Here is a 20,885-nt window from a genome sequence, read left to right as displayed (position 1 = left end):
TTGCTTAAAAATGCGTGGCTATGAGCATGTTTAAGCCAAGTTTGTCGGGAAGGACTGTTCTCGTCGTTGAGGACAATGAGGTGAGCCGTATTTATTTCAAAGTTGCATTGGAGAAGGCGCAGGCAGATGTGATTATGGCAGGTGATGGTCGGGAAGCAGTGCGATTATTTCAAGAGAATGAACAAATTGATTTGGTTTTGATGGATTTGAATATGCCGGGACTAAATGGATTTGAAGCAACAAAAATGATCAAAGCGCTTCGTCCAAATGTGCCGGTTATTGCTCAAAGTGCCTATGTGATGGCCGGAGAAGAGCTTGATAGCATCAATGCTGGGTGTGATGAGTTTCTATCCAAACCTGTACGCTTGAATGATTTATTTGCAATGCTTGAGCGTTATTTATCGCAAGTTTAGGTATGCTCCAAATTTACTTTGAGGTTCGGGGGCTGTTAACGGAACAAGTCCCTTGCAAAGCTTTTGATCCACCGCAAACGGTGGATTTTTTTGTTGTGCCTGCTTGATAAAGTCAATAAAGGGAACTTTGGGGTTGTAGTAAACCCGATATTGTCCCGAGCTTTCAGGGTGAATTTTTTGCTCCATATATTTACTCAAAATCCCCATGTTCATTCTCGGATTTATTTCCAGACAGGGATGTATTTTGGCCTGTTGTCCTTCTTGGTAGATCAAGGCATCAATTCCAATAAATCCTCTGTAGATCGTTGAAAATGGACTGTTCTCCAATTGTTTTATTAGTTCAGATGCGAGTTGGTTGAGCTCGTTTTCATTGAAGAAAGGGTTTACTTTTGCCTGAGAAGGATAAAGCCAATGTCCTTGGTATTGGCCATTGGAGTTGGTATCGAAATAGCTGATTCCATGATAGCGAATAGAATGATCAGCGGTAATTTCGAACTGAAAGGATAAATCCACTTGCTTGTCAAATAGTGGTTCTGCAATGAGATAATGCTGCTGCTTGATGATGGTATTTATCCATCGTAAGTTTGAGGTGTTGAGCTGATTTTTGCGGATTACCTGGAGGCCTCTTCCACTTGAACTTAATGGTGACTTGAGCACAATTTGCTGTTTCTGTTCCAGGAAATTGGCTACCTCGTCAACTGTGTGCATAATTCGAGGCAGATCCTTGGTTCTTGGGAAAATGGGATCCGTGTGGTTACTCAAAAAGTCAGAAAGAAACTGTACTGCGTGTTTCCGTTGAAACAAGTCGCTTTGTAACAGTCGCTGAACCTGTTGGAGCTGCTCATTCGTTTGTTGAAATTCTGAAAGGTAATTGAGCTCTGCGGGACTCCAACCCCAAGGGGACAGCTGAACGGGAAAATTGGCTGTTTGCTTAAGGGCTTTCTCTTTCGTAATTAATTCTCCTTGGGAGAGCTTAAATTCTTTATAAGTATCAACAACCCGTGAAGATGGAGTGCGAGAACTGAGAACGAAATCGTTTGAACTTGTAAAGAAGAGAAGGATTGGAGCCAATTCTTCTTCAAAATTACGTAACAAAGCCGGAGCTTGATAAAATGGAGAGCCATTTGCAATTGCGATTTCGCAAGTAGGGTTAAAATGAAATATTTTGTGTAAGCTTGCCACCAACTGTTGATTTTGGATGCAAAAATAGAGATATTCCAGGGTTTCTGACGAATATTTTTTGAAGAGTTAAAAAGGGTTGTTCCAGCAACAAAGATTTTGTACTTTCACCCTAGTATTTCTGTTTTTTTGATTCCAGTTGATAATGATTCGTGAAACCGGACGTTAAATAAAACAGAACTTATGAAGAGCTTAACAACGATACTGCTATTTCTGCTAGCACTAAGTCTGAGTGCACAAGAGCTATCAACAACGAGCCGGAAAGCTCAAAAGTATTTTCAGTCAGCTTATTCGCATTATCAACTTCACGAATTTCAGTCGGCAATTGAAGAGTTGAATAAAGCATTGGATGCAGATGCTAACTTTGTTGAGGCCATGTTGATGTTGGCTGATGTGTATAACGAGCTAAAAGAGGATAGTCTTCAAGTAATTTATTTGGAGAAAGCACTCCAACAGAATTCAACACATCAAACCAAGGCTTATTATGTTCTTGGAAATGCAAACTATCGGTTAGGCAAGTACCAGGACGCTTTAACTGCCTTTCGAAATTTTCTAAGTCGAGCATCCGATTCACATCCATTTTATGAAAAAGCGGAATCGAAACAACAGCTTTGCCTTTTTGCCATTACCTTGCGAAAAGAGTCGGGAAATGCTCAGGCTAAGAATATGGGAGCAATGGTAAATTCGGAGTATGATGAGTATTGGCCGAGCTTGACTGTTGACGGGAAAACACTGATCTATACCCGGCTGGTCCCTGCTACCGGACAGCAGGCACGACGTCATTTTCAAGAAGACTTTTTTGTGTCAAATAATGCCGATGGAGAATGGCAGGCAGCTAGCCCAATGAGCTCAATCAACACATACTATAACGAAGGAGCTCAAAGTATTTCTGCTGATGGAAAATTGCTTTTTTTTACGGCTTGCACTCAAATTGATGGCTATGGAAGTTGTGATATTTACTATGCTCGAAACCGAAAAGGAGTGTGGTCGAAGCCTCAGAATGCTGGTGAGCCAGTAAACTCAGCAGCGTGGGAATCTCAACCATCAATCTCAGCTAATGGTGAATATCTTTATTTTGCGAGCAACCGAAAAGGAGGAAAGGGAGGTATGGATATTTGGCGATGCCAGCTGAACGGCTTTTACAGCTCGGGAGTTCCAAGATGGAGTGAGCCTCAAAATTTGGGTGATTCGATCAATACGCCGGGAAACGAAACCTCTCCGTTTATTCACGCTGATGGACGCACGCTTTACTTTGCTTCTGATCGGCATATGGGATTAGGGGGCTTTGACATTTTCTTTTCGAGACTGGTGAATGACTCATGTTGGATCAAACCAGTCAACATGGGATTTCCAATCAATACACATAAAGATGAGCAGGGGTTGATTGTGGATGCGGTTGGAGAAAGAGCCTATTTTTCTTCGGATCGGCCCGGGTCACAGGGCTTGGATATTTACCAGTTTAAGTTAGCTGCAGGCATGCGTCCTACACCAGTATCCTACGTTCAGGGGAAAGTTTTTGATGAAGCGAACCGTAACCCCTTGTGTGCGCAGATTGAACTGATTGATGTCGATAACAATACACTTGTTGCACAAACGGAATCCTGTTGGGAAAAAGGCGAATTCCTGATGTGTTTACCCTTGGGGAAAGAATATGCCTTTAATGTGTCGCATCCGGGCTATTTGTTTCACTCTGAAAATTTTGCCTTACAACAGGTACGTAAAGCAAGCGATCCGATTTCATTGGATATTCCACTGAATGCCATTGAGGTTGGTAGTGCAACCGTATTGCGTAATATCTTTTTTGAGACCGGAAAATATGCTTTGCTCAGTCAGTCCAAAGCTGAGTTGGAGAAGCTGATTATCTTTTTGGATAAAAATCCACTTGTGAAAATTGAAATTGGCGGACACACCGATACGGTTGGAGAGGCCGAAATGAATCAGTCGTTGTCTGAAAACCGGGCAAAGTCAGTTTACAGCTACTTGGTAGAGCATGGGGTAAATAAGGATCGATTGGAATATCGGGGCTACGGTTTTTCGGTTCCCATGGCTTCTAATGAAACTAGTGAGGGAAGAGCAAAAAACCGTCGCACCGAGTTTAAGATTATTGCAAAATAGTTTCTGGTAAAAAACTAAATCGCTTTAAGAATGGCCTTAATGATGTTGGTGGCTCCATCAGCAATCTGATCAATACTTGCATCCAACATGTAGCAAGGGGTCGTATAAACATTGTACTTCGAATCGTGCACAACTTCGCCGTGCGTCGTGTTTACGTGTTTCCCTCCCATTTTTTCGATGGCTCCAGCTGTGCCTGAATCCTGTCCAATCGTTACTTCAACATCTTTTAAGATTCGGGTGATAACTGCCGGAGAAATACACAAAGCGCCAATTGGCTTTTGGGCCGCAACGGTCTCTTTCACCGCTTTTTCAACATCTGGATTGACAGTGCAGTCTGGTCCTTCAAAAGCAAAAGTTGACAAGTTTTTGGCAGCTCCGAAACCCCCGGGGAATACAAGTGCATCAAATTGGCTAGCTTGGTAAGTATTCAGATCAGCAATATTTCCTCTGGCAATGCGGGCAGCTTCTATTAGGACATTGCGTTTTTCAGGCATTTCTTCGCCTGTCAGGTGGTTGATCACATGAGCTTGCTCAACGTTGGGTGCAAAAAGCTCGTAACTGGCTCCTTGTTGTGCAATGGCCAGCATGGTTAAGGTAGCCTCATGAATTTCAGCGCCATCATAAACACCATTTCCTGATAAAACAATAGCTATTTTCTTCTTTTCTGACATGGTCTTGCGTTTTTTGGTTTCCTTAAAATTACAGATTTTCCTTCAACCCCAAAAATAGAATGAATTGCTGGATTTATCCCAAAAACTGCACGCATACGGATCTTTTGAAGAGTAGCGATTGATTTAGTGATGCTTAGCGAATATCATCCAAATTATAAGGTGTTTCCTGATAAACGTAATAGTTAAGCCAATTGGTGAAAAGTAAATTAGCAGCCGATCGCCATCTCATGATTGGTTTTTGCGTGTCATCGTCATTGGCAAAATAATTTTTAGGCAACTCAATGGGGAGCTTCTTTTTGACATCACGATAATACTCATTGGCGAGTGTACCTCGTGAATATTCCGAATGACCTGTTAAAAAGAATTGACGGCCATTTTTGGCCATCACCATGTTGACTCCAGAATCGGGTGAAGACGAAATTATCTCAAGGTCAGGAATGCGCTTAATATCTTCTGCACGAATTTCGGTATGTCGTGAATGTGGAACGTAGAATTCATCGTCAAATCCACGGAAAATTGGCAGCTTATTATCCGATATTTGTTGCTGGAAAACGCCAAACATTTTTTTGTCTAAATCATATTTTGGAATGCCATAGAAGTGGTATAAGCTGGCCTGCGCTCCCCAACAAATAAAAAGGGAAGAGGTTACGTTTTGTGCTGACCAGTCCATGATTTCCTTCATTTCATCCCAATAGGTGACTTCTTCAAAAGGTAGCTGTTCAACGGGGGCTCCAGTAATGATCATGCCATCGTATTTGTTATGCTTGATTTTTTCAAAATTATTGTAAAAGGTTCGCATGTGTTCTGCTGAAGTATTTTTGTGCTTATGACCTTTGATTTTCAAAAAATCAATTTCAACCTGCAAAGGTGTGTTGGACAAGAGTCGGAGTAAATCGGTCTCTGTTGAAACTTTCAAAGGCATTAAGTTGAGGATAACAATTCGCAATGGACGTATATCCTGATGGGAAGCCTTGGTCGTATCAATTACAAAGATGTTTTCCTCTTGTAACAATTTAATGGCAGGTAGTTTATCGGGTATATTTAATGGCATGACTTCTTGTTTTTCCTTTCCGAAGGAGCGTTGCGCTACCTCCGGAAAGTTTTATACTTGGTTAATCAATTTGATTCAGTGCTTGCTCAAAATCGGCGATAATATCGTCGATGTGTTCAAGACCAACAGAAACGCGCAATTGAGCAGGATAAACGCCGGCAGCAAGTTGAGCCTCGGCTGAAAGTTGCTGGTGCGTTGTTGCAGCAGGCTGAATGATGAGAGTTTTGGCATCACCCACATTGGCCAAGTGGCTTACCAGTTGCAGAGATTTAACAACTGTTTTTGCTTCTTCAACATCGCCTTTTACGATGAAAGAAAGCATACTTCCTGGTCCTTTGGGGAAATACTTCTTAGCTAAATCATACGACGGATTATTTTTTAATCCCGGATAGTTAACGCTTTCCACCTTTGGATGATTCTCCAACCATTCAGCTAGCTTTTGTGCATTTTCCACGTGTCTGTCCATCCGCAAAGATAGTGTTTCCAGCCCCTGTAGCAAGAGGAACGAGTTAAATGGGCTAATGGCCGGACCAAAGTCACGAAGTCCTTCAACACGTGCTTTAATGATGAAAGCAATGTTGCCAAATGGCCCGTCAAAATTGAAAATGTCCCAATATTTTAAGCCATGGTAGCCTGGTGAAGGTTCTGTGAAACCTGGGAATTTGCCATTTCCCCAATTGTAAGTTCCTGCATCAACAATAACACCGCCAATGCTGGTTCCGTGACCGCCAATCCATTTGGTTGCCGACTCAACAACCAGGTCAGCTCCATGCTCAATTGGACGGAAAAGGTAACCACCGCCTGCAAACGTGTTATCAACAATAAAAGGAATATCGTATTTTTTTGCCAAAGCAGCGATTGCATCAAAGTCAGGAATAACGAATCCCGGATTTCCAATGGTCTCCAGGTAAATGGCCTTGGTTTTTTCGTCAATCAGTTTCTCAAATGATTCGGGCTTTAAATCCTCCGTTAGACGAGCATCAATTCCGTGGCGTTTAAACGAAACGGTAAATTGGTTGTATGTTCCTCCATACAGGTAGGGAGAGCTTACAAAGTTGTCGCCCATGTCAAGCAAGGTGTTAATAACCAGGAATTGAGCAGCATGCCCTGAGGCAACTGCTAAAGCGCCAACTCCTCCTTCTAAGGCGGCAATTCGTTGCTCAAACACATCGGAAGTTGGGTTCATGATCCGAGTATAGATGTTTCCAAACTCTTTCAATGCAAAAAGGTTGGCAGCATGGTCAGCATCTTTAAAAACGTAAGAGGTGGTTTGGTGAATGGGCACTGCCCTCGATCCGGTAGTCGGGTCCGGTTCTTGCCCTGCATGTTGCTGCAGGGTTTCAAATTTTAGTTTTTCGGTAGTCATTGTACTAATTTTTAGGTGTTAATGATGAAAAAATATCTTATGAATTTCTTGAATCGCTTTGCATTTATCTTCTTCCTTTACCACCAGGTAGCTAACCAGGTCAGATGCTCCGGAACCACTGATTAGCACATTGATTTTGTGCTTGGCAACGGCTGAAAAAAGTTGGGCCGATATCCCGTGGTTTTGTTGCATGCCGTGACCAACAATGGCAATGAGGGAGATATCAGAAACAATCTCCACTTGATTAACAGAGGGAAGCTCTATTTGTTGGCTGATTTGGCGCGCTTTGGCAATATCATGCTTATTAAAAATGATGTTGATGCTGGTTTGAGCTGTAATAACTGAGCGAATATTGATTTGGTGTTTCGCAAAAGCGGTCGTCAGAATGGATAAAATACCGGGTTTGAACCCAACGCCTGGCCCATTTAATTTCAAAATGGCAATGTTGTCGCTGTGAGCAACACTCTTTATCTGTTGGCTTTTCTCAACATTAGCGGAGTTGATCGTCGTGCGCAGTTGCTTTTCAGCTTGATGTAATTCGTAAACCTTAATTGGAATGTGTTGCTCGGTAAGTGGCTCAACAATGCGGGGATGGATGGAGGAGTGGTGGAAGTAGGCGAGTTCGGAAGCTTCAGCGTAAGTTAGGTTTTCGATGTAGGAAGCTTGGGGGAGGATTTCGCTATCGGCTGTTTTAAATGCTTTGCTGATTCCCCAAAGCTGAAGTTGGTCGACCTCTAAAATTGAGGCTAGTGCCGCTGCCGTATAGTCTGCTGCTCGTTTTCCCAAGCGGGCAATTTTCCCATCCTTGGTTTTTCCATAGGAGCCCGGAATTAGCGTTGCTTTGCCCCACTGAGAGGATTTGATGTTTGCGGTTGATGGCTCACGAAGCACACTGGCATTCCCATAGTCGGAGCTAACAATCAGCCCCAGCTTTTCAGGTAACAAAAGCTCTGCTGCTTGCTGATGCTGAGTTAAAATATCCTGGAGTAAGGCAGTCGTTAAAATTTCGGCATAGCTCTGGACTTGGTCGCTTAGAGCTAAGGAGTAATCTCCGGTATATTGAATTCCTCTAAGTAAACGGTCAAGCGGGCTTAATGCAGCTTCGAAGGAGGCCAATTGTGTTAGCTGATTCAATTGAGCAACCTGATGAGCTTCTTCCTTCAATTCATTCAGCAAATCGGTATGTGTTTTTATTTTAGTACATAACAGATCGACTCCTTGAACCAGAACTTGTTGAATGGTTTCCGATGCTGAAATAACCAGAATATGTTGATCTTCACTTTGATTTAGAATCGACAAAAATGATTCGATGATTGATGGCTTACTGATATTATTTCCTCCAAGCCTAATGACATGAACAGACATAAATTGCAAATTTGATTAAACGAAAATGATAGCGAAAAAAAAGGGAAATCTTAATGGTGAGCCTTCAAACCGTATGTGATAAAAAATACTGAATGAAGGCTATCGCATACACATAGACATGGATGGCATAGACATGACAGCATTACTCGTGGAATGAGTGAAAGAAAGTTGCTGGTATGTGAAATAATTGTCCATCTGGTGCCTTTTATGATGTTGCAAACCTATATATTTTTTCTAAAAAACAAAAGTTATTTAGAAAAAGTTTAAACAACGAGTGGAATATTTAAAGTACAGGGAAAACAGCGGTAGCTGCATCGTTTGGAGGTTGACGAATGAGAAGAGAGAGGTGATTGAAAAGAAAACCTGATTGTGTAAATGAGTGTTGCATCGTTACACAATCAGGCTGTTTGTATTTTTAAGGTCGGTGATGTCTTTGATTAAAAATAATCTCCAGACGACTATCATCTACGGGAATGAAAAGCTTGATATAGTCGGCGGTGGGATAGGACTTAAAGAAAACTTTTCCTTGCATGGAATAATTGCTTCCTAGCGTTGTCTTTCGAATGGTTCCTTGTGACCACTCTTCACGCATGGAATTCAGGTTCTGGGTTTCTATTTCATTGTCAATGGCTTCATTCTGTACTTCTTCGTACATGTTGGTTCGAAGGTAATCGTTGTTCGGATTATCATCGCTCAAGGTTGCTACGCCGGTAGCAATATCAACGCTCGCAGCAACCAGGCTAATCCCCAAATGATTTTGGGCTCTTGCATCATTCCGCGAGAGTTCCTTATCAATGGACATCAATTGTTCTTCTGGATCGATGGCCGCAAGTGGTTGAACCAATTTTCGGTTGTTTAAGCTATCGTAAGCCATATAGGTAAAGTTAACCGGATCAATGAGTATGGGCATGTTGGAGTGGTTGATGATATTAAAATCAAACCAGTACTGGTTTTGTACGGCACGGTCAAAGGCGACCTCGAAGACAACTCCATAAAGAGAATCTGTTACATAAGATTGGCCAAACAACCACTTTACATCTTCACGATCAGGTTCAAGACGAATGACGCTTTTTGGGGCTGCGCAAGCATGCATTAAAACAACGGCAAGCAGCAAATAGCCCAAATGGGTGAGTTTCTTTTTCATGGTGTAGTTATTCTGTTTGTAGATGCACTTAGTTGAACAAAATTAGTGCCAAAATAACTAATTATCCAAAAGATCGCGAATTACAGCAGAAGCACAAAAGCAACCAAAGAATGGAGGCATATAAGAGATGGTCCCAACGGCTGATTTTTTGTTTTGTCCTTCTTCAATTCGAACTCGTTCAGGATCGACCTGTTCTGGCGAGAAAATAACTTTGACACCTTTATGAATGCCCAGTTTATGGAGGCGTTTTCGAATCATACGGGCCAGTTTGCAGTTGTAGCTTTTGGAGATATCAGCTTGTTGAACCTGAGACGGATCAAATTTTCCTCCCGCTCCCATGGAGCTAACAATTGGAAGATTGGCTTTGATACTGTGATAAATCAGAAAGACTTTGGGAGCCAGCGTATCAATGGCATCCACAACATAATCGTATGGAGCTTCATTTAAAAGCTCTACCATCCGTTCATCTTTCAGGTATTCATTGACGATTCGGAGTTCCAGTTCCGGGTTAATATCTAGGAATCGCTCGCCCAGCACTTCGGCTTTGGGTTTACCTTCCAGGCTTTGGAGGGCTGGCAACTGTCGGTTGCGATTTGTCTGTTCTACGACATCACCATCAACAATGGTCATTTTGCCAACACCCGCCCGACAGAGTTGCTCTGCCGCATAAGCTCCAACACCGCCTAAGCCAACCACCAAAACATGTGATTGCCTTAGTTTTTCTAACCCGTCTTCTCCCAACATCAATGCGGTACGTTCCTGCCATTTAGCCATATCTGAATATTCGATGAAAGTTTTCAAAAACCATTTGCTGAAGCTGATCGACTGATATTTTCAACATTTTGGCTGCAAAAATAAAAATAGTTTCAACTTTTTCGGCACTGTCATCGGTTTCAAAAAAAAGTTTTTCAAAAGGAACAGTAAGCAATGACTCAATCAGTTTGGGCGATTTATTAAGAAGTGAAGGCCCAAAAGAAAAGTAGAAGTCGTGTTTTAAGAGCTGTTGCGTTGTTTGCTTATTCCCTTGGTAACCGTGCAAAATCCAGGCTTGACGTGGAGAGCTGCTTTTTTTGATTCGGATAAGATCGGAATAAGTTCTGACTGCATGGATGATCAGTGGTTTCGATGCTTTTTCAGATAGTTCAATCTGTTGTGAAAATATCGCTTCTTGAGTGGCAAGAGGCGTGCTGATAACTCGGTCCAGTCCACATTCTCCAATTGCGATGACTTGAGGGTGGCGAAGGAATTGGTCTTCCTGCTGCAAGCACTCGTTAAGGTTAATTTTTTCAATGTCCCAGGGATGAAGACTTAAGGAGTAAAGTGCATCAGCGGTTGGGGCAAACGGATGTTGCAGCGGTTGGTTGATCAGCTGGATACTTTGCTCATCCGAGGGATGATGTGTATGAAGATTGACCCATTTCATCGGCTTGCTTTTTAAGATATTGATAGTTGGATGCTCAGATTTTGGATAATACCGAATATAAAATTTCAAACAATTTCGAACTTTTCAATCCATTTGAGGCCATTAAAAATACTTTGGCGCTTTATGAACACTGGACAACCAGAAATAACAGGAACCTCGAACTTCTTCATCAGCTTTATAAACTGGCCCAAATACGAGCCAGCGAGAAGCCCGGTGCATCAATTTTCAGATCGAGGAAGTAGCCAAAAGGCGTTTGTGCTGTCTCGAAATCTGCATTTTTCAAGCGTTGTTCTGCTTGGTTGAATAGTTCTTGGGTGAATTCAACACTGGCTTTTGATTCGGAAAGGTGTGCAAAGGAGTGGAGGATGACACGCTTGCAATCGTTTTTGCGAGCTGTCCACTTTAAATGATTGACTAGCTTTTTCTCTCGACTTTTAACGTCTTTTTCTTCGTCCTGTTCTTCCACTTGTATAAAAGCCAGAATACTATCCTTAAATGAATTTCCTTCAGTAATCGTTTCAGCTTCCTCCAGGTTCTTCTCAGCAGGAGTGTAACTGAACTCGTTAACGTACATAACCAAAACTTTCATAATAAACTTTTTCTGGGGTATTTCTGTCTTCCAAAATTATCATCTTAATTTTGAAATGCCTGAGTTTTGAGAAAGTCTAGGTATAATTTTCTATTTTTGATCGAAATAGCATGTTGTAAATGAGAGAAAGACTGATAATTCTTATAGTCCTGATTGCTTGTGCCCTTCCCGTGTGGAGCCAGCAATCAGCAGGAGGGAGGCCGATTGATTTAAGCTATACCACCTCTTTAAAAAGTCAAACCGTAGTACGCTTGCCGCGACAAGATAATGCTGCTTTATTAAGAAAGAGCAGGACTTCGGCGGGAGAGAACAAGCTTAAACCATTTCGTTTTGCTGAGCCGATTGAGGTTGATTTAAGTACATTAAATTCGGGAAGCTGGAGTGAAGTGGGAAACTATCGTGTTTGGCAATTGGTGTTGGTTTCATCGGAAGCCAAATCGCTTAATTTAATTTTTGATCGCTATCACTTGCCGGAGGATGCCCGGCTCTTTTTGTTTTCTCCGGATCAGTCTGACCTGCTTGGAGCATTTACAAAGGCGAATAATCGAGAAACGGGAGTTTTTGCAACATCGCCAGTTGCTGGCGACCACTTGGTTATTCAGTATGAAGAGCCGTTGAATGCGGAATTTCAGGGGGAGCTTTCCATTGCACAGGTGAATCATGATTTTGTTGGGATCAAGTCGTTGCGATCGGATCGGCGTCCCTTGGGAATACCCTCAGGGGCTTGCAATGTAAATATCAATTGTGATGTTGCAGATGAATATGCTCAGTCAGCAGAGGGTATCTGTCGTATTATTGTAAGTGGAATCGATCTCTGCACAGGAAGCTTGATTAACAATACGCGAAATGATGGAACCCCATACCTATACACAGCCGCTCATTGTATTAATACGGATAAGGATGCCCGGGAGTCAGTTTTCCTTTTTAACTATGAGTCTCCTTACTGTGGAGAGATTGATGGAGATGCCAGCCATTCGCTTAGTGGCAGCTCGTTGAGGGCAGCATCAGATAGTCTGGACTTTAGTTTGGTCGAGCTCAATGTTGTTCCACCAGCCAATTACCGCCCATATTATTTGGGTTGGGACCGAACCTCAACAATTCCCGATTCAAGTGTTAGCATTCATCATCCATCAGGCGATGTAAAAAAGATTTCGATTGATCGCCATTCGCCGCAAATTAAGTCCTACAGTCAAAAGTATATAAAAGATGCCTTCTTTTTTATTGGAGGTTGGGAGGAAGGAACAACTGAAGGAGGCTCTTCCGGAGGGCCTTTGATCAATTCGAAAAAACGAATTATTGGTTCTTTAACAGGTGGAGCTGCATCGTGCGAGAGCCCGTTTCGGGATTATTTTGCCATGTTTCATCATGCTTGGGATCATTATGACGAGGACAATAAACAACTCAAAAAATGGCTTGACCCTGCGAATTCAAATGCGCAGGTGTGGGATGGTCTTTCCCCATACCCCAGCGAGGAAGTGTGCGGTGCTTTTACCAACTTCCGCGATGAAGATGATCATGCGGCGCTCGCCATTGTTGAAGGTGGATTAAAACAAGGCTATTGGAGCGGAACCAACAATTATGGCTTTGAAGAATTTGCTGAGCGTTATGAGAAAACAGTAAGCTCGGAGGTTGCCGGAGTTTCGCTTGGAGTAAGCAAGGCGGTATTGGGCAACAGGTTTTCGGAGGGGAAAATTCGGGTTTCGGTGTATGAAGGGGATGAACTTCCTCAAGCCTTGCTTTACAGCCAGGATTTTAGCTTGAAAAACTTGGATGAGGGAGTGATGAACTACCTTGAATTTTATGAAAAAGTGCCGACAGAGGGGCCTTTCTTTATCGCTTATTCTGTGGAATTGCTGGAAGAGGCCGATACTTTTGCTGTTTATTTGGCAGATCGGGAGGTGGAGCCACTGAATTCATTTTACATCAAGGATGGCCAAGAATGGTACACCTACCAGGAAAAAACGACCAACAGTGAAGGATCAGCTTTGTTGATGGAAGTGGTGCTTTGCAATGTGGATACCTTGGTGTCGGATGATACCTTGAAAAATGAAAAGTTGGAGTTTGAAGTTTTTCCAAACCCGGTAACTGCCGGAGAACCTTTAATGATCAAGTTTAAGCATGAAATAGACCCATACATCATTCAAGTTTTTGACTTGATGGGACGGCAGGTAAAAGTGAAGTATGATCAGCCGGGCGACCGATGGTTGCGCTTTGATTTTACTGGTCAGGTTGCTGGAAACTATTTCATCAAAATTGTGGAACGTAAAAAACGTTACCATGCCCGCGTGATGTACCTAAATGAGTAGCTGTTGATTGATGAATGCAGAGGGCCTAGAGCAAAGGGCAAAGAGGCACTCTGAAAGCTATTGATGATTGGCGGGAATAGCAAAATTGAAACTAGGCAATCAGCGATTTGCTCCAAAGAAAGCTTTCAGCTGTTCGATGGTAAGCTGTTTCCCCAGGATTGTTTTATTGGCATCCAGCAGGTAAATCATTGGGGTTGACCGAACATTGTAGTTTACTCGAAAGTTGCTGGTTTGCTGCGGATCCCAAACATTCAGCCAATCATTCAGCTCGTGTTGTTTCAAAAAGTCAGTCCAAGCTTGTTTATCCGTACCGGTGAATACAGCGAAAACACTCAAATCAGAAGGATCGGCCGCTAAAAACACTTCATTGAAAAGCTGCGGGATTTGTTGCTTGCAGTGACCACAATCAGGTTCCCAAAATACAATGACCGTATAATTGGTGCCTTGTTGAAGAAGACTTTGGTATTGGCCATTTTCATCTTCTAGAAGGAGTTCTTTTGCCCGGTTGCCGAGTAAATTGTTTTTCCGGAAATGAACTTCACGGGCAATGTTTTCTTTCGTTTTATCGCTAATCCAAAATGCTTCGCCATTCAGGTAATACTTTTGAGCAAGCGCAACAAATACGTTCTCCATGCCCATGCACTTGGATCGAGCACTGTTGTTGAGAATGAGAGAAGTGAGGTTTTGGAAAACCTCGGGCTGTGCTTTGCTACCTTCAATCAATTGAATGGCGCTTGGCAAAACAGAATCAGGATGCTGAATTAAAACCTCGTTGAAAAATTCTTTTAGTCGGGCTTCAATGATCGGCGTTCTCCACAGGCGGATATCATACAAATCAAAGTGATCCCAATAATGTACTTTCCGATAATTGTACAAATAGGCTGCCTTCAAGCTATCGTTATGGTGGATTGAATCCGGAAAGGTTTTGGGGGTTGAAGGAGGGAGGTTGGTGCTTACAAATGTCGCATAAAAACTGCCTTGTGTCCGGCTTATTTCAGTTTTCCAAAAGCTAAGGACCTGCTCATCGAGTTGACGGAGTTGTTGTTGGATTGATTGGATGGAATCAAGCACTTGAGCTTTTTGGAGCTTTTGCCGTAATTGGTTGCTTTGGGCTTGTTGATGCGCCATGTAGTTTCGGAAGTCTTGAAACCATTGGCTTTCCTTAGCCCCGCTAAGCTGAATGGGCCCCTTATTCTGAGAGATTGACAATTGCTGGTCTTCTCCAAGCAAGAAATCAAAGAAGGTGTTTTTATCGAGATAAAGCACGTAAATCCCTTGAGGTAAGGGTTGTTTTGAGTGAAAGTGTCCTTGCCCTGTTGAATTCAGAATCAGCGTGTCGTTGGCGTAAATTTTACTGTTAAAATAGTGTCCCAAAACCACCGTATCGTTGGCTTGGTGGGGTAGGTGAATTTCAATGGAGGAGGTCTGTGCAACGGCCAGCCAAGGAAGCAGTGCAAGCAGTAAGCTAAATAAGCGCGTATATTTTTTCGGCATTGTGTTGATTTGAGAACTGGGTTTCGAGAACTTCTTTTCGTTGTTGGATCTCATCGCGTGTTATTTCTTTTTCAAACTTATCTTGAATAAGTTGAATCATGCTTTGGGCGTTGTCAGCAACATAGCACAAGTGTTCCAGCCCGGTATTGGCAACCATGGGGCTGTTGGTAACGCAATAACGACCAAGAAATAGGGAAGCCAGCAGTTTTAGCTTCAACCCGGTGGGTTGGAAGGTTGGAATCAGGTTGATTTGTGCTTCCTGGATTAGGTAGTCCATGGTTTCTTTGTCCGGATTGGCGACCAGGTTAACATGAGGAATATCGGCGATTTTGCGAACAAGGTAGTCGGGCGGATTCTTTCCGGCAACCATAAAAGGGATGGTGATTTCAGAAAAAATCCGATCGATTAGATAATCAACGGCTTTTTGATTTTCAGCTACACTCAGGTTCCCATGAAACAGCACATACTCGCCCATACCTACTTTTGTTTCTACCTGCTCAAAAGGATGAAACGCCGGAATGAAAATTCCTTTTCGGTATTTCGTTTTAAAATAGTGCGTATCGGCAGGAGAAATACTCAAAATGGAAGAAGCCATCTTTAGTCGTTTCTCAAAGCAGCGCAGTTTTAATGCTTCCTGCGAGAAATAATAGCGTTTAAACAGGTTCTTTTCTGAAAGGCTTAGGTGATGATAATAATGGTGCTCAATGTTGTGTGTGCGTACAATTTTCTGATAAGCTCCCAACAAAGGATGGTTCAGGTAAAAGCAAGTGTGAAGCCCTTCGAACAGAATGGGGGCTATCTCTTTCTGTAGGTTTTGCAGTAGCTCCTTCGAACTGCGGGTGTTTATAATATACGGCAATCGCGATAGCAAGTAAAGAGGCCCTTGTTTTCGTTTGTAGTAATGAACCTGGTAACAGATTTGCTCCAGCTCTTCAGCTTCGTCTCGTCCATAATGAAAACAATGAAGAATGATATCAATCTTCATTGCAGCAAGGTATTTCAGCTTGTAAAAAACATCAATAACGCCTCCATAGTTGGGAGGGTACGGCACGTTGAAACTAACGATATGCAGCTTTTTATTCATCCGTTCATTTTTGATTTTTTTGGGTTTTGGATGGAACTTCCACGATTAAAACAATTGTAAAACACATTCGGAACGAATTCCCTTAATCCTGTCCGTTTCATGCAAACATTAAAAGTAAAAAAAAACCGCAAGTTTAAAACTTACGGTCTCTGTTTTTTCAGCAGTTTCAGCCTATTTCAGCTTGATTCCTCCATAGCGACTTTTGATAATCACCCGGCGATTGGAATTTTCTCCAACTTCTCCCTGCAAATTAATGCTGTGGTCGCGTTTCTCCCGATTGCCCGAGAAACGATCTTCCGGATATCTGATATCGCAGTAATCGCAGTTCGCATCGAGGTAATAGTCCGCATCATCCAGGCCAATTTCGAGCCCACCGTAGCTATTGGTGATTTCAATGTGTTCAAAGTTTTCACCAACCTCATCAACTCTCACGGAGCCGTATTGAGTGTCAAGCATTAAGCTCTGTCCTAGCTCTTCAATGTCATAGTTGGTGTACTTGGAGTTTGCTCTTAAGCTTTTTATTTCTTCGATATTTACCCCATCGTATTTCGACTCCAGATCGAGCTCATCGGCTTCTTCGATGTTGAGGCCGGAGTATTTGGTCTCCGCTTGTACGGTCCCTGCCTTGCCAATGAATAGTTTGGAGTACTTAATTTCAGTAACCAGGTGGTTGACCGATTCGATATCGGCTTTCCCATAGTCAAGATTAAGCCTGATTTTATTGCCAGCCGGAGCCGCTAAGTCATTGGCACTTAGGTTGCCATAGCTAAGGTTAAAGCTTCCGTTTGCGGCCAGGTTATTTAAAACCACATGTCCAAACTTGTTGGTCACTTGCAGGTCGCGGTCGGCAGGAATGTTGATCGTATAGTCAATGGAGAAATTCCGTTTGGTTTTGAAATTGTCGTTGATGACCGTTTCTACCTGCAGCTCTTGTCCTACGCGACGAGTGCTAATCTTGATCTGATCAAGCAGAAACTCTGCTTTTTTCTCAACGGTGTGTTCTACGGTAATGCGCACGTCTACAACAACTGAGTCACCTCCAAAATCGTTAATGGTAATGGTTCCAAATTTATTGGTGACATCGAGCGCCTGAATTTGTGATTTCAAAAAGGCACTGTGTTCTTCCCGGGTGTACTCCTGGGCGTTGGCAGCCAGCGAAAATACCATCGCCAGCATGAATAGTAACTTAAACTTGAGTTTCATTATCGGTCATTTTTTGTTGTTTCACTTCTTTTAATTTGTCTATAATCAGCGTAATTACGCTTAGTTTAGCCTGGTAATATTCCAGCATGGCATTGATCACCCGCTCATCGTCGGGATTGGCCTGAAGCTCTTCTTGAAGTTGTGCTTCCATTTGGTCGAACTCCTTCATTTCCTTTTCCATCATTTGCTGGTTGGCTTCTGATATATAACCATCGGCAATCAGTTTTTCCCATTGTTGCATGCTTTGGTCGATCGATGAGGTGAAATAGAATTCCACTTCGCCATATTCTTCCGATACGGAGGCCAAGGTTACTGGAGCTAATTCTTTTTCTGTTGAGAAATACATGCGAAGCTGGTTGCCGAGTAACAGAACAAAGATCACAGCGGCAGCTATTTGCAGGTAAATCTTCCTGTTGAATTGCTTTTTATGGTGTAACTCCTGATCGAGTTTGGCTTCAAATCGCTCGAAGTGTCCCATGGGGGCATCTTCTTCCAAAGCTTGCTTGTTTTCCCGAATTGTCTTCTCCAATAAATCGTTCATAATATCCGGTATTTAGTTGATTGAAAAAACTTCATCTTTTAATAAACGTTCGCGTAATTTACGTTTGGCCCGCAACAGTTGCGATCGGGACGAGGAATTGCTGATGTTCAGTATTTCTGAAATCTCATCGTGGTCGTAACCTTCAAGCAGGTAGAGGCTAAGGACTACCCGGTAACCTTCCGGAAGTTGGAAAATGGCTTCTTTTATTTTACTGATATCCACTTCACGAATTTCCATCAGCGGATTTTCAACTTCTTCAGTTACGCGTTCATCCAGTTCTTCAAAATGAACTTTCTTTTTTTTCAGATGGTCCAAAGAACGGTTCACAACAATTTTTTTGAGCCAGGCTCCAAAACTTACTTGTCCGGAGTAAGTGTCCATTTTCTTGAAAGCACTTAAAAAAGCTTCCTGCATAATATCTTCAGCATCGGTGGCATTGCCAGCTATGCGCAAACTGGTGTTGTACATCGATTTATAATACAATTTATACAACTGGAATTGAGCATCTCGTTCGCCTGCTCTGCAGCGGTCAATCACATCTTGATGGATATTTTGGTAAAGTGCTTCCAATGTTATTGCTGTTTCTGATTGAAAGACGGCAGCCGAAATTAATTTGTTGCATCAAAAGAGCACATTCCTGCTAAAATATTTTTGCAAAAGGCACGATGCCGCTGAATATTGCCCTGAATCAGCGACTTCGCTTAGTTGCTGATGGGATGCAAAAATAATGGTATTGAGCTTAAAAGCAAGCTTGGCTAAGCGGTTTGCTAGAGCTGGTTGGCATGGGCAATGATCCGACGGAGATCTTCCTCCTTTCGGAACTTGAGTTTTTGCTTTTTAATGAAAGGTTTTAAATCTTTCTCCAGGCTTGGAAATGTATTGAATAGCTGCTTTTCACTGTTTATTTTAAACAGTTGGTTCTGGTAGTGGATATAATAATCGGTGGGGCGTTCTTTAAAACGTGCTGGTTTGGGATCTTGATAGGCTTTCGCCGGAGATGTTTTTTTAAGGATAATATTTTGTCTTTTTAACAGCTGAATCTCGCCGTTTTCCAACAATTCGAAATAGCCGGTAAGTCCGTCGGGGGGCGTCTCTTCTTTTTCGAAGTAGGTGTATTGCTGTTGCCCAATTGCAATGAGCTTCAGCTTATTCGGATTATTCAGATTTAACACAACGCCATTGGGATGTTTAAATTCAATTTGGTCTTCATAGGTGTTGTAGCGCAACGGAACGTCCTCGTAGGTATCGCCGTTTTTTAGCACCACGGAGCCGATAACAAAATCTTGCTGAGCGTAGGGTGAACCGGCAACATCCGCATAGCTTTGCTCACGATTTGCTGGTTCAAGGTGATTTCTTCCTTTATACAATTCGTATAAATCAATGATGGTTTTTTGTGCGAAGGCGGTTGGTGTGGCTAGCATGCCCAAAAGAATCAAGGTAAACTGTAAGAAAAGTTTCATCGGCTTATGGGTTTATTTGTTCTGGTTTGTAGTTATTGCTTTGTATTTTTATACGTTCATTGAGGTTCATCCTTTAAAAGAATACGCTATTAAAGGTATAAACTTTATTTTAATCAAGGAATTATGGCTCATAATCATATGCATACGCACCAACGACTGGGAATTACGATTGCCCTGAACGTGATCATTACCTTAGCGCAGGTCATTGGTGGGTTAATTTCGGGGAGTTTGGCGCTGATTTCGGATGCCCTGCACAATCTGAGTGATGGTGTTGCGGTGGTACTGGCCTATGTTGCCGATCGCTTGGGACATCGGGAACGAACGGCTAAAAGCACCTTTGGCTTTAAACGAGCTGAAATTCTGGCAGCCTTTATCAATGCACTCATCCTGATTGCCATTTCCTTTTACCTGATGGTTGAAGCCATTAAACGTTATGTCGATCCGCATGTGATTGATTTTCGGTGGATGTTTTGGATGGGAATGCTGGGTTTGGTGGCCAATGGCTTTTCGGTTTTCCTGCTGCATGCCGACCAGCACCGGAATTTAAATATTCGTGCAGCCTACCTCCACCTGATGGGGGATGCCTTAACCTCGCTGGCAGTTATTGCCGGATCAGTCTGCATTTGGCTGTGGGATTGGTATTGGATTGACCCAACGGTGACCTTGATGATTAGCCTCTACCTGCTGTTTCATACCTATAAGCTACTGAAAGAATCAACCGAAATTTTGATGCAGTTTGCGCCGGACCATCTTGTGCCTGCGGAGATTGCTGCCCGGCTGACCCGGCAGCAGGCTGTGGAGCGGGTGTATCATATCCATATTTGGCGGCTAACCGATAAAACCATTCACTTTGAAGGGCATGTGGTCATTCAGCACGACCTGAAACTGTCGGAAACCGAAGCCATCAATCAGGAGTTGACACATATTCTGAAAGATGAATTCGGCATTGAACACATTACCCTGCAGTTTGAATGCAACGGGGCGCAACACCATCAAGGACCGGTGAGCCATTAATCGATCGTACTAAAGTTTGAGTGGTATAATATAAAAAGACCGGCTTTTGACCGGTCTTTTGCGGGTTGATCAAATACTTTCGCTGGTATTCCAGCCTTCCATGTCCCCATCGCCCGCGAGGTGTTGACCTCAGATTTATCCGAAAGTATTGACTGCAAAATATCCCTGTTGTAAGCGTTAGCTGTTTTACATCAAACCACAACTCACAGCTTGATTGATAAACTGCTCCGAGCGTTGTAAGCGTTAGCTGTTTTACATCAAACCACAACCCGCAAGCTTTCACCAATTGCACTGATTTAGTTGTAAGCGTTAGCTGCTTTACATCAAACCACAACTACTGCTGGAATTATGGTGGCTGTCCTTCGGTTGTAAGTCTTAGCTGTTTTACATCAAACCACAACAACCACTCGATTGCCAGTTTTGTCTCTTGTGTTGTAAGTCTTAGCTGTTTTACATCAAACCACAAC

The 20,885-nt window shown here is 42.7% G+C and carries 19 protein-coding genes and 1 CRISPR repeat array; of the genes, 4 read left to right on the top strand and 15 right to left on the bottom strand.

The window, feature by feature from the left end:
- Positions 1 to 20 precede the first annotated feature (20 nt).
- Entirely contained in the window at positions 21 to 413 is a 393-nt protein-coding gene (locus BM156_RS13900; protein WP_093920496.1) for a response regulator, read from the top strand.
- Here BM156_RS13900 and BM156_RS13895 read toward each other — a convergent pair.
- Entirely contained in the window at positions 399 to 1,595 is a 1,197-nt protein-coding gene (locus BM156_RS13895) for a hypothetical protein (RefSeq protein ID WP_093920495.1), read from the bottom strand. The two genes, BM156_RS13900 and BM156_RS13895, sit on opposite strands and share 15 nt — an antisense overlap.
- A gap of 180 nt (positions 1,596 to 1,775) precedes the next feature.
- Between BM156_RS13895 and BM156_RS13890 the strand changes: the two genes are divergently transcribed.
- A complete protein-coding gene (locus BM156_RS13890) occupies positions 1,776 to 3,707 on the top strand; it encodes an OmpA family protein (RefSeq protein ID WP_093920494.1) in 1,932 nt (643 codons plus the stop codon).
- A gap of 14 nt (positions 3,708 to 3,721) precedes the next feature.
- On the opposite strand, the gene elbB is transcribed toward BM156_RS13890, so the two are convergent.
- The 8 genes from elbB to BM156_RS13850 all read right to left on the bottom strand — a co-directional run bounded on the left by elbB (position 3,722) and on the right by BM156_RS13850 (position 11,316).
- The gene (elbB, locus tag BM156_RS13885; RefSeq protein WP_093920493.1) at positions 3,722 to 4,378 is read right to left on the bottom strand and encodes an isoprenoid biosynthesis glyoxalase ElbB; all 657 of its coding nucleotides are present in this window, start codon (positions 4,376 to 4,378) and stop codon (positions 3,722 to 3,724) included.
- Positions 4,379 to 4,511: 133 nt separating this feature from the next.
- Complete coding sequence (metA, locus tag BM156_RS13880; protein WP_093920492.1) at positions 4,512 to 5,429, bottom strand: homoserine O-acetyltransferase MetA; 918 nt, start codon at positions 5,427 to 5,429, stop codon at positions 4,512 to 4,514.
- Positions 5,430 to 5,490: 61 nt separating this feature from the next.
- Entirely contained in the window at positions 5,491 to 6,795 is a 1,305-nt protein-coding gene (locus BM156_RS13875) for an O-acetylhomoserine aminocarboxypropyltransferase/cysteine synthase family protein (protein WP_093920491.1), read from the bottom strand.
- Between the two features lie 18 nt (positions 6,796 to 6,813).
- The gene (locus BM156_RS13870; protein WP_093920490.1) at positions 6,814 to 8,160 is read right to left on the bottom strand and encodes an ACT domain-containing protein; all 1,347 of its coding nucleotides are present in this window, start codon (positions 8,158 to 8,160) and stop codon (positions 6,814 to 6,816) included.
- Positions 8,161 to 8,575: 415 nt separating this feature from the next.
- Positions 8,576 to 9,304: a hypothetical protein gene (locus BM156_RS13865; RefSeq protein ID WP_093920489.1), complete on the bottom strand. Its 729-nt coding sequence runs from the start codon at positions 9,302 to 9,304 to the stop codon at positions 8,576 to 8,578.
- 57 nt (positions 9,305 to 9,361) lie between these two features.
- Entirely contained in the window at positions 9,362 to 10,078 is a 717-nt protein-coding gene (locus BM156_RS13860; RefSeq protein ID WP_093920488.1) for a tRNA threonylcarbamoyladenosine dehydratase, read from the bottom strand.
- Positions 10,071 to 10,727: a TatD family hydrolase gene (locus BM156_RS13855; protein WP_139218286.1), complete on the bottom strand. Its 657-nt coding sequence runs from the start codon at positions 10,725 to 10,727 to the stop codon at positions 10,071 to 10,073. Before BM156_RS13855 ends, BM156_RS13860 begins: the two co-directional genes overlap by 8 nt.
- 175 nt (positions 10,728 to 10,902) lie before the next feature.
- A complete protein-coding gene (locus BM156_RS13850) occupies positions 10,903 to 11,316 on the bottom strand; it encodes a threonyl-tRNA synthetase editing domain-containing protein (protein ID WP_093920486.1) in 414 nt (137 codons plus the stop codon).
- A gap of 119 nt (positions 11,317 to 11,435) precedes the next feature.
- Here BM156_RS13850 and BM156_RS13845 point away from each other — a divergent pair, with 119 nt between their 5' ends.
- Positions 11,436 to 13,622, top strand: a complete 2,187-nt coding sequence (locus BM156_RS13845) for a T9SS type A sorting domain-containing protein (protein ID WP_093920485.1) — start codon at positions 11,436 to 11,438, stop codon at positions 13,620 to 13,622.
- 99 nt (positions 13,623 to 13,721) lie between these two features.
- On the opposite strand, the gene BM156_RS13840 is transcribed toward BM156_RS13845, so the two are convergent.
- From BM156_RS13840 to BM156_RS13815, 6 genes are all read right to left on the bottom strand, one after another.
- On the bottom strand, positions 13,722 to 15,116 hold the full coding sequence (locus BM156_RS13840) for a DUF5106 domain-containing protein (RefSeq protein WP_170846962.1): 1,395 nt from the start codon (positions 15,114 to 15,116) through the stop codon (positions 13,722 to 13,724).
- Positions 15,088 to 16,200 (bottom strand): glycosyltransferase family 4 protein, encoded by a 1,113-nt coding sequence (locus tag BM156_RS13835; protein ID WP_093920483.1) that lies wholly within the window; start codon positions 16,198 to 16,200, stop codon positions 15,088 to 15,090. Before BM156_RS13835 ends, BM156_RS13840 begins: the two co-directional genes overlap by 29 nt.
- Before the next feature lie 171 nt (positions 16,201 to 16,371).
- Complete coding sequence (locus tag BM156_RS13830; protein ID WP_093920482.1) at positions 16,372 to 17,403, bottom strand: DUF4097 family beta strand repeat-containing protein; 1,032 nt, start codon at positions 17,401 to 17,403, stop codon at positions 16,372 to 16,374.
- Entirely contained in the window at positions 17,387 to 17,944 is a 558-nt protein-coding gene (locus BM156_RS13825) for a hypothetical protein (RefSeq protein ID WP_093920481.1), read from the bottom strand. The genes BM156_RS13830 and BM156_RS13825 overlap by 17 nt, the downstream gene beginning before the upstream one ends.
- A 12-nt stretch (positions 17,945 to 17,956) precedes the next feature.
- Positions 17,957 to 18,514, bottom strand: a complete 558-nt coding sequence (locus BM156_RS13820) for an RNA polymerase sigma factor (RefSeq protein WP_093920480.1) — start codon at positions 18,512 to 18,514, stop codon at positions 17,957 to 17,959.
- Positions 18,515 to 18,711: 197 nt separating this feature from the next.
- Positions 18,712 to 19,404 carry a hypothetical protein gene (locus tag BM156_RS13815; RefSeq protein ID WP_093920479.1) on the bottom strand — a complete coding sequence of 231 codons (693 nt, stop codon included), beginning with the start codon at positions 19,402 to 19,404 and terminating at the stop codon, positions 18,712 to 18,714.
- Positions 19,405 to 19,527: 123 nt separating this feature from the next.
- Between BM156_RS13815 and BM156_RS13810 the strand changes: the two genes are divergently transcribed.
- Positions 19,528 to 20,418 carry a cation diffusion facilitator family transporter gene (locus BM156_RS13810; RefSeq protein WP_093920478.1) on the top strand — a complete coding sequence of 297 codons (891 nt, stop codon included), beginning with the start codon at positions 19,528 to 19,530 and terminating at the stop codon, positions 20,416 to 20,418.
- Positions 20,419 to 20,585: 167 nt separating this feature from the next.
- Positions 20,586 to 20,885: direct repeats of the CRISPR family, unit length 36 nt; unit sequence GTTGTAAGCGTTAGCTGTTTTACATCAAACCACAAC.

The sequence above is a fragment of the Sunxiuqinia elliptica genome, from assembly GCF_900113005.1.
Taxonomy (GTDB): Bacteria; Bacteroidota; Bacteroidia; order Bacteroidales; family Prolixibacteraceae; genus Sunxiuqinia; species Sunxiuqinia elliptica.
Note: the sequence above shows the minus strand (reverse complement) of the source record. Positions and strands in the feature narration are given on the sequence as shown.

Excerpts from the sequence above, each read along its gene's own strand:
- BM156_RS13900 (WP_093920496.1), top strand. The coding sequence starts at position 21 with ATGAGCATGTTTAAGCCAAGTTTGTCGGGAAGGACTGTTCTCGTCGTT.
- BM156_RS13890 (WP_093920494.1), top strand. The coding sequence starts at position 1,776 with ATGAAGAGCTTAACAACGATACTGCTATTTCTGCTAGCACTAAGTCTG.
- elbB (WP_093920493.1), bottom strand. The coding sequence starts at position 4,378 with ATGTCAGAAAAGAAGAAAATAGCTATTGTTTTATCAGGAAATGGTGTT.
- metA (WP_093920492.1), bottom strand. The coding sequence starts at position 5,429 with ATGCCATTAAATATACCCGATAAACTACCTGCCATTAAATTGTTACAA.
- BM156_RS13875 (WP_093920491.1), bottom strand. The coding sequence starts at position 6,795 with ATGACTACCGAAAAACTAAAATTTGAAACCCTGCAGCAACATGCAGGG.
- BM156_RS13870 (WP_093920490.1), bottom strand. The coding sequence starts at position 8,160 with ATGTCTGTTCATGTCATTAGGCTTGGAGGAAATAATATCAGTAAGCCA.
- BM156_RS13865 (WP_093920489.1), bottom strand. The coding sequence starts at position 9,304 with ATGAAAAAGAAACTCACCCATTTGGGCTATTTGCTGCTTGCCGTTGTT.
- BM156_RS13860 (WP_093920488.1), bottom strand. The coding sequence starts at position 10,078 with ATGGCTAAATGGCAGGAACGTACCGCATTGATGTTGGGAGAAGACGGG.
- BM156_RS13855 (WP_139218286.1), bottom strand. The coding sequence starts at position 10,727 with ATGAAATGGGTCAATCTTCATACACATCATCCCTCGGATGAGCAAAGT.
- BM156_RS13850 (WP_093920486.1), bottom strand. The coding sequence starts at position 11,316 with ATGAAAGTTTTGGTTATGTACGTTAACGAGTTCAGTTACACTCCTGCT.
- BM156_RS13845 (WP_093920485.1), top strand. The coding sequence starts at position 11,436 with ATGAGAGAAAGACTGATAATTCTTATAGTCCTGATTGCTTGTGCCCTT.
- BM156_RS13840 (WP_170846962.1), bottom strand. The coding sequence starts at position 15,116 with ATGCCGAAAAAATATACGCGCTTATTTAGCTTACTGCTTGCACTGCTT.
- BM156_RS13835 (WP_093920483.1), bottom strand. The coding sequence starts at position 16,200 with ATGAATAAAAAGCTGCATATCGTTAGTTTCAACGTGCCGTACCCTCCC.
- BM156_RS13830 (WP_093920482.1), bottom strand. The coding sequence starts at position 17,403 with ATGAAACTCAAGTTTAAGTTACTATTCATGCTGGCGATGGTATTTTCG.
- BM156_RS13825 (WP_093920481.1), bottom strand. The coding sequence starts at position 17,944 with ATGAACGATTTATTGGAGAAGACAATTCGGGAAAACAAGCAAGCTTTG.
- BM156_RS13815 (WP_093920479.1), bottom strand. The coding sequence starts at position 19,404 with ATGAAACTTTTCTTACAGTTTACCTTGATTCTTTTGGGCATGCTAGCC.
- BM156_RS13810 (WP_093920478.1), top strand. The coding sequence starts at position 19,528 with ATGGCTCATAATCATATGCATACGCACCAACGACTGGGAATTACGATT.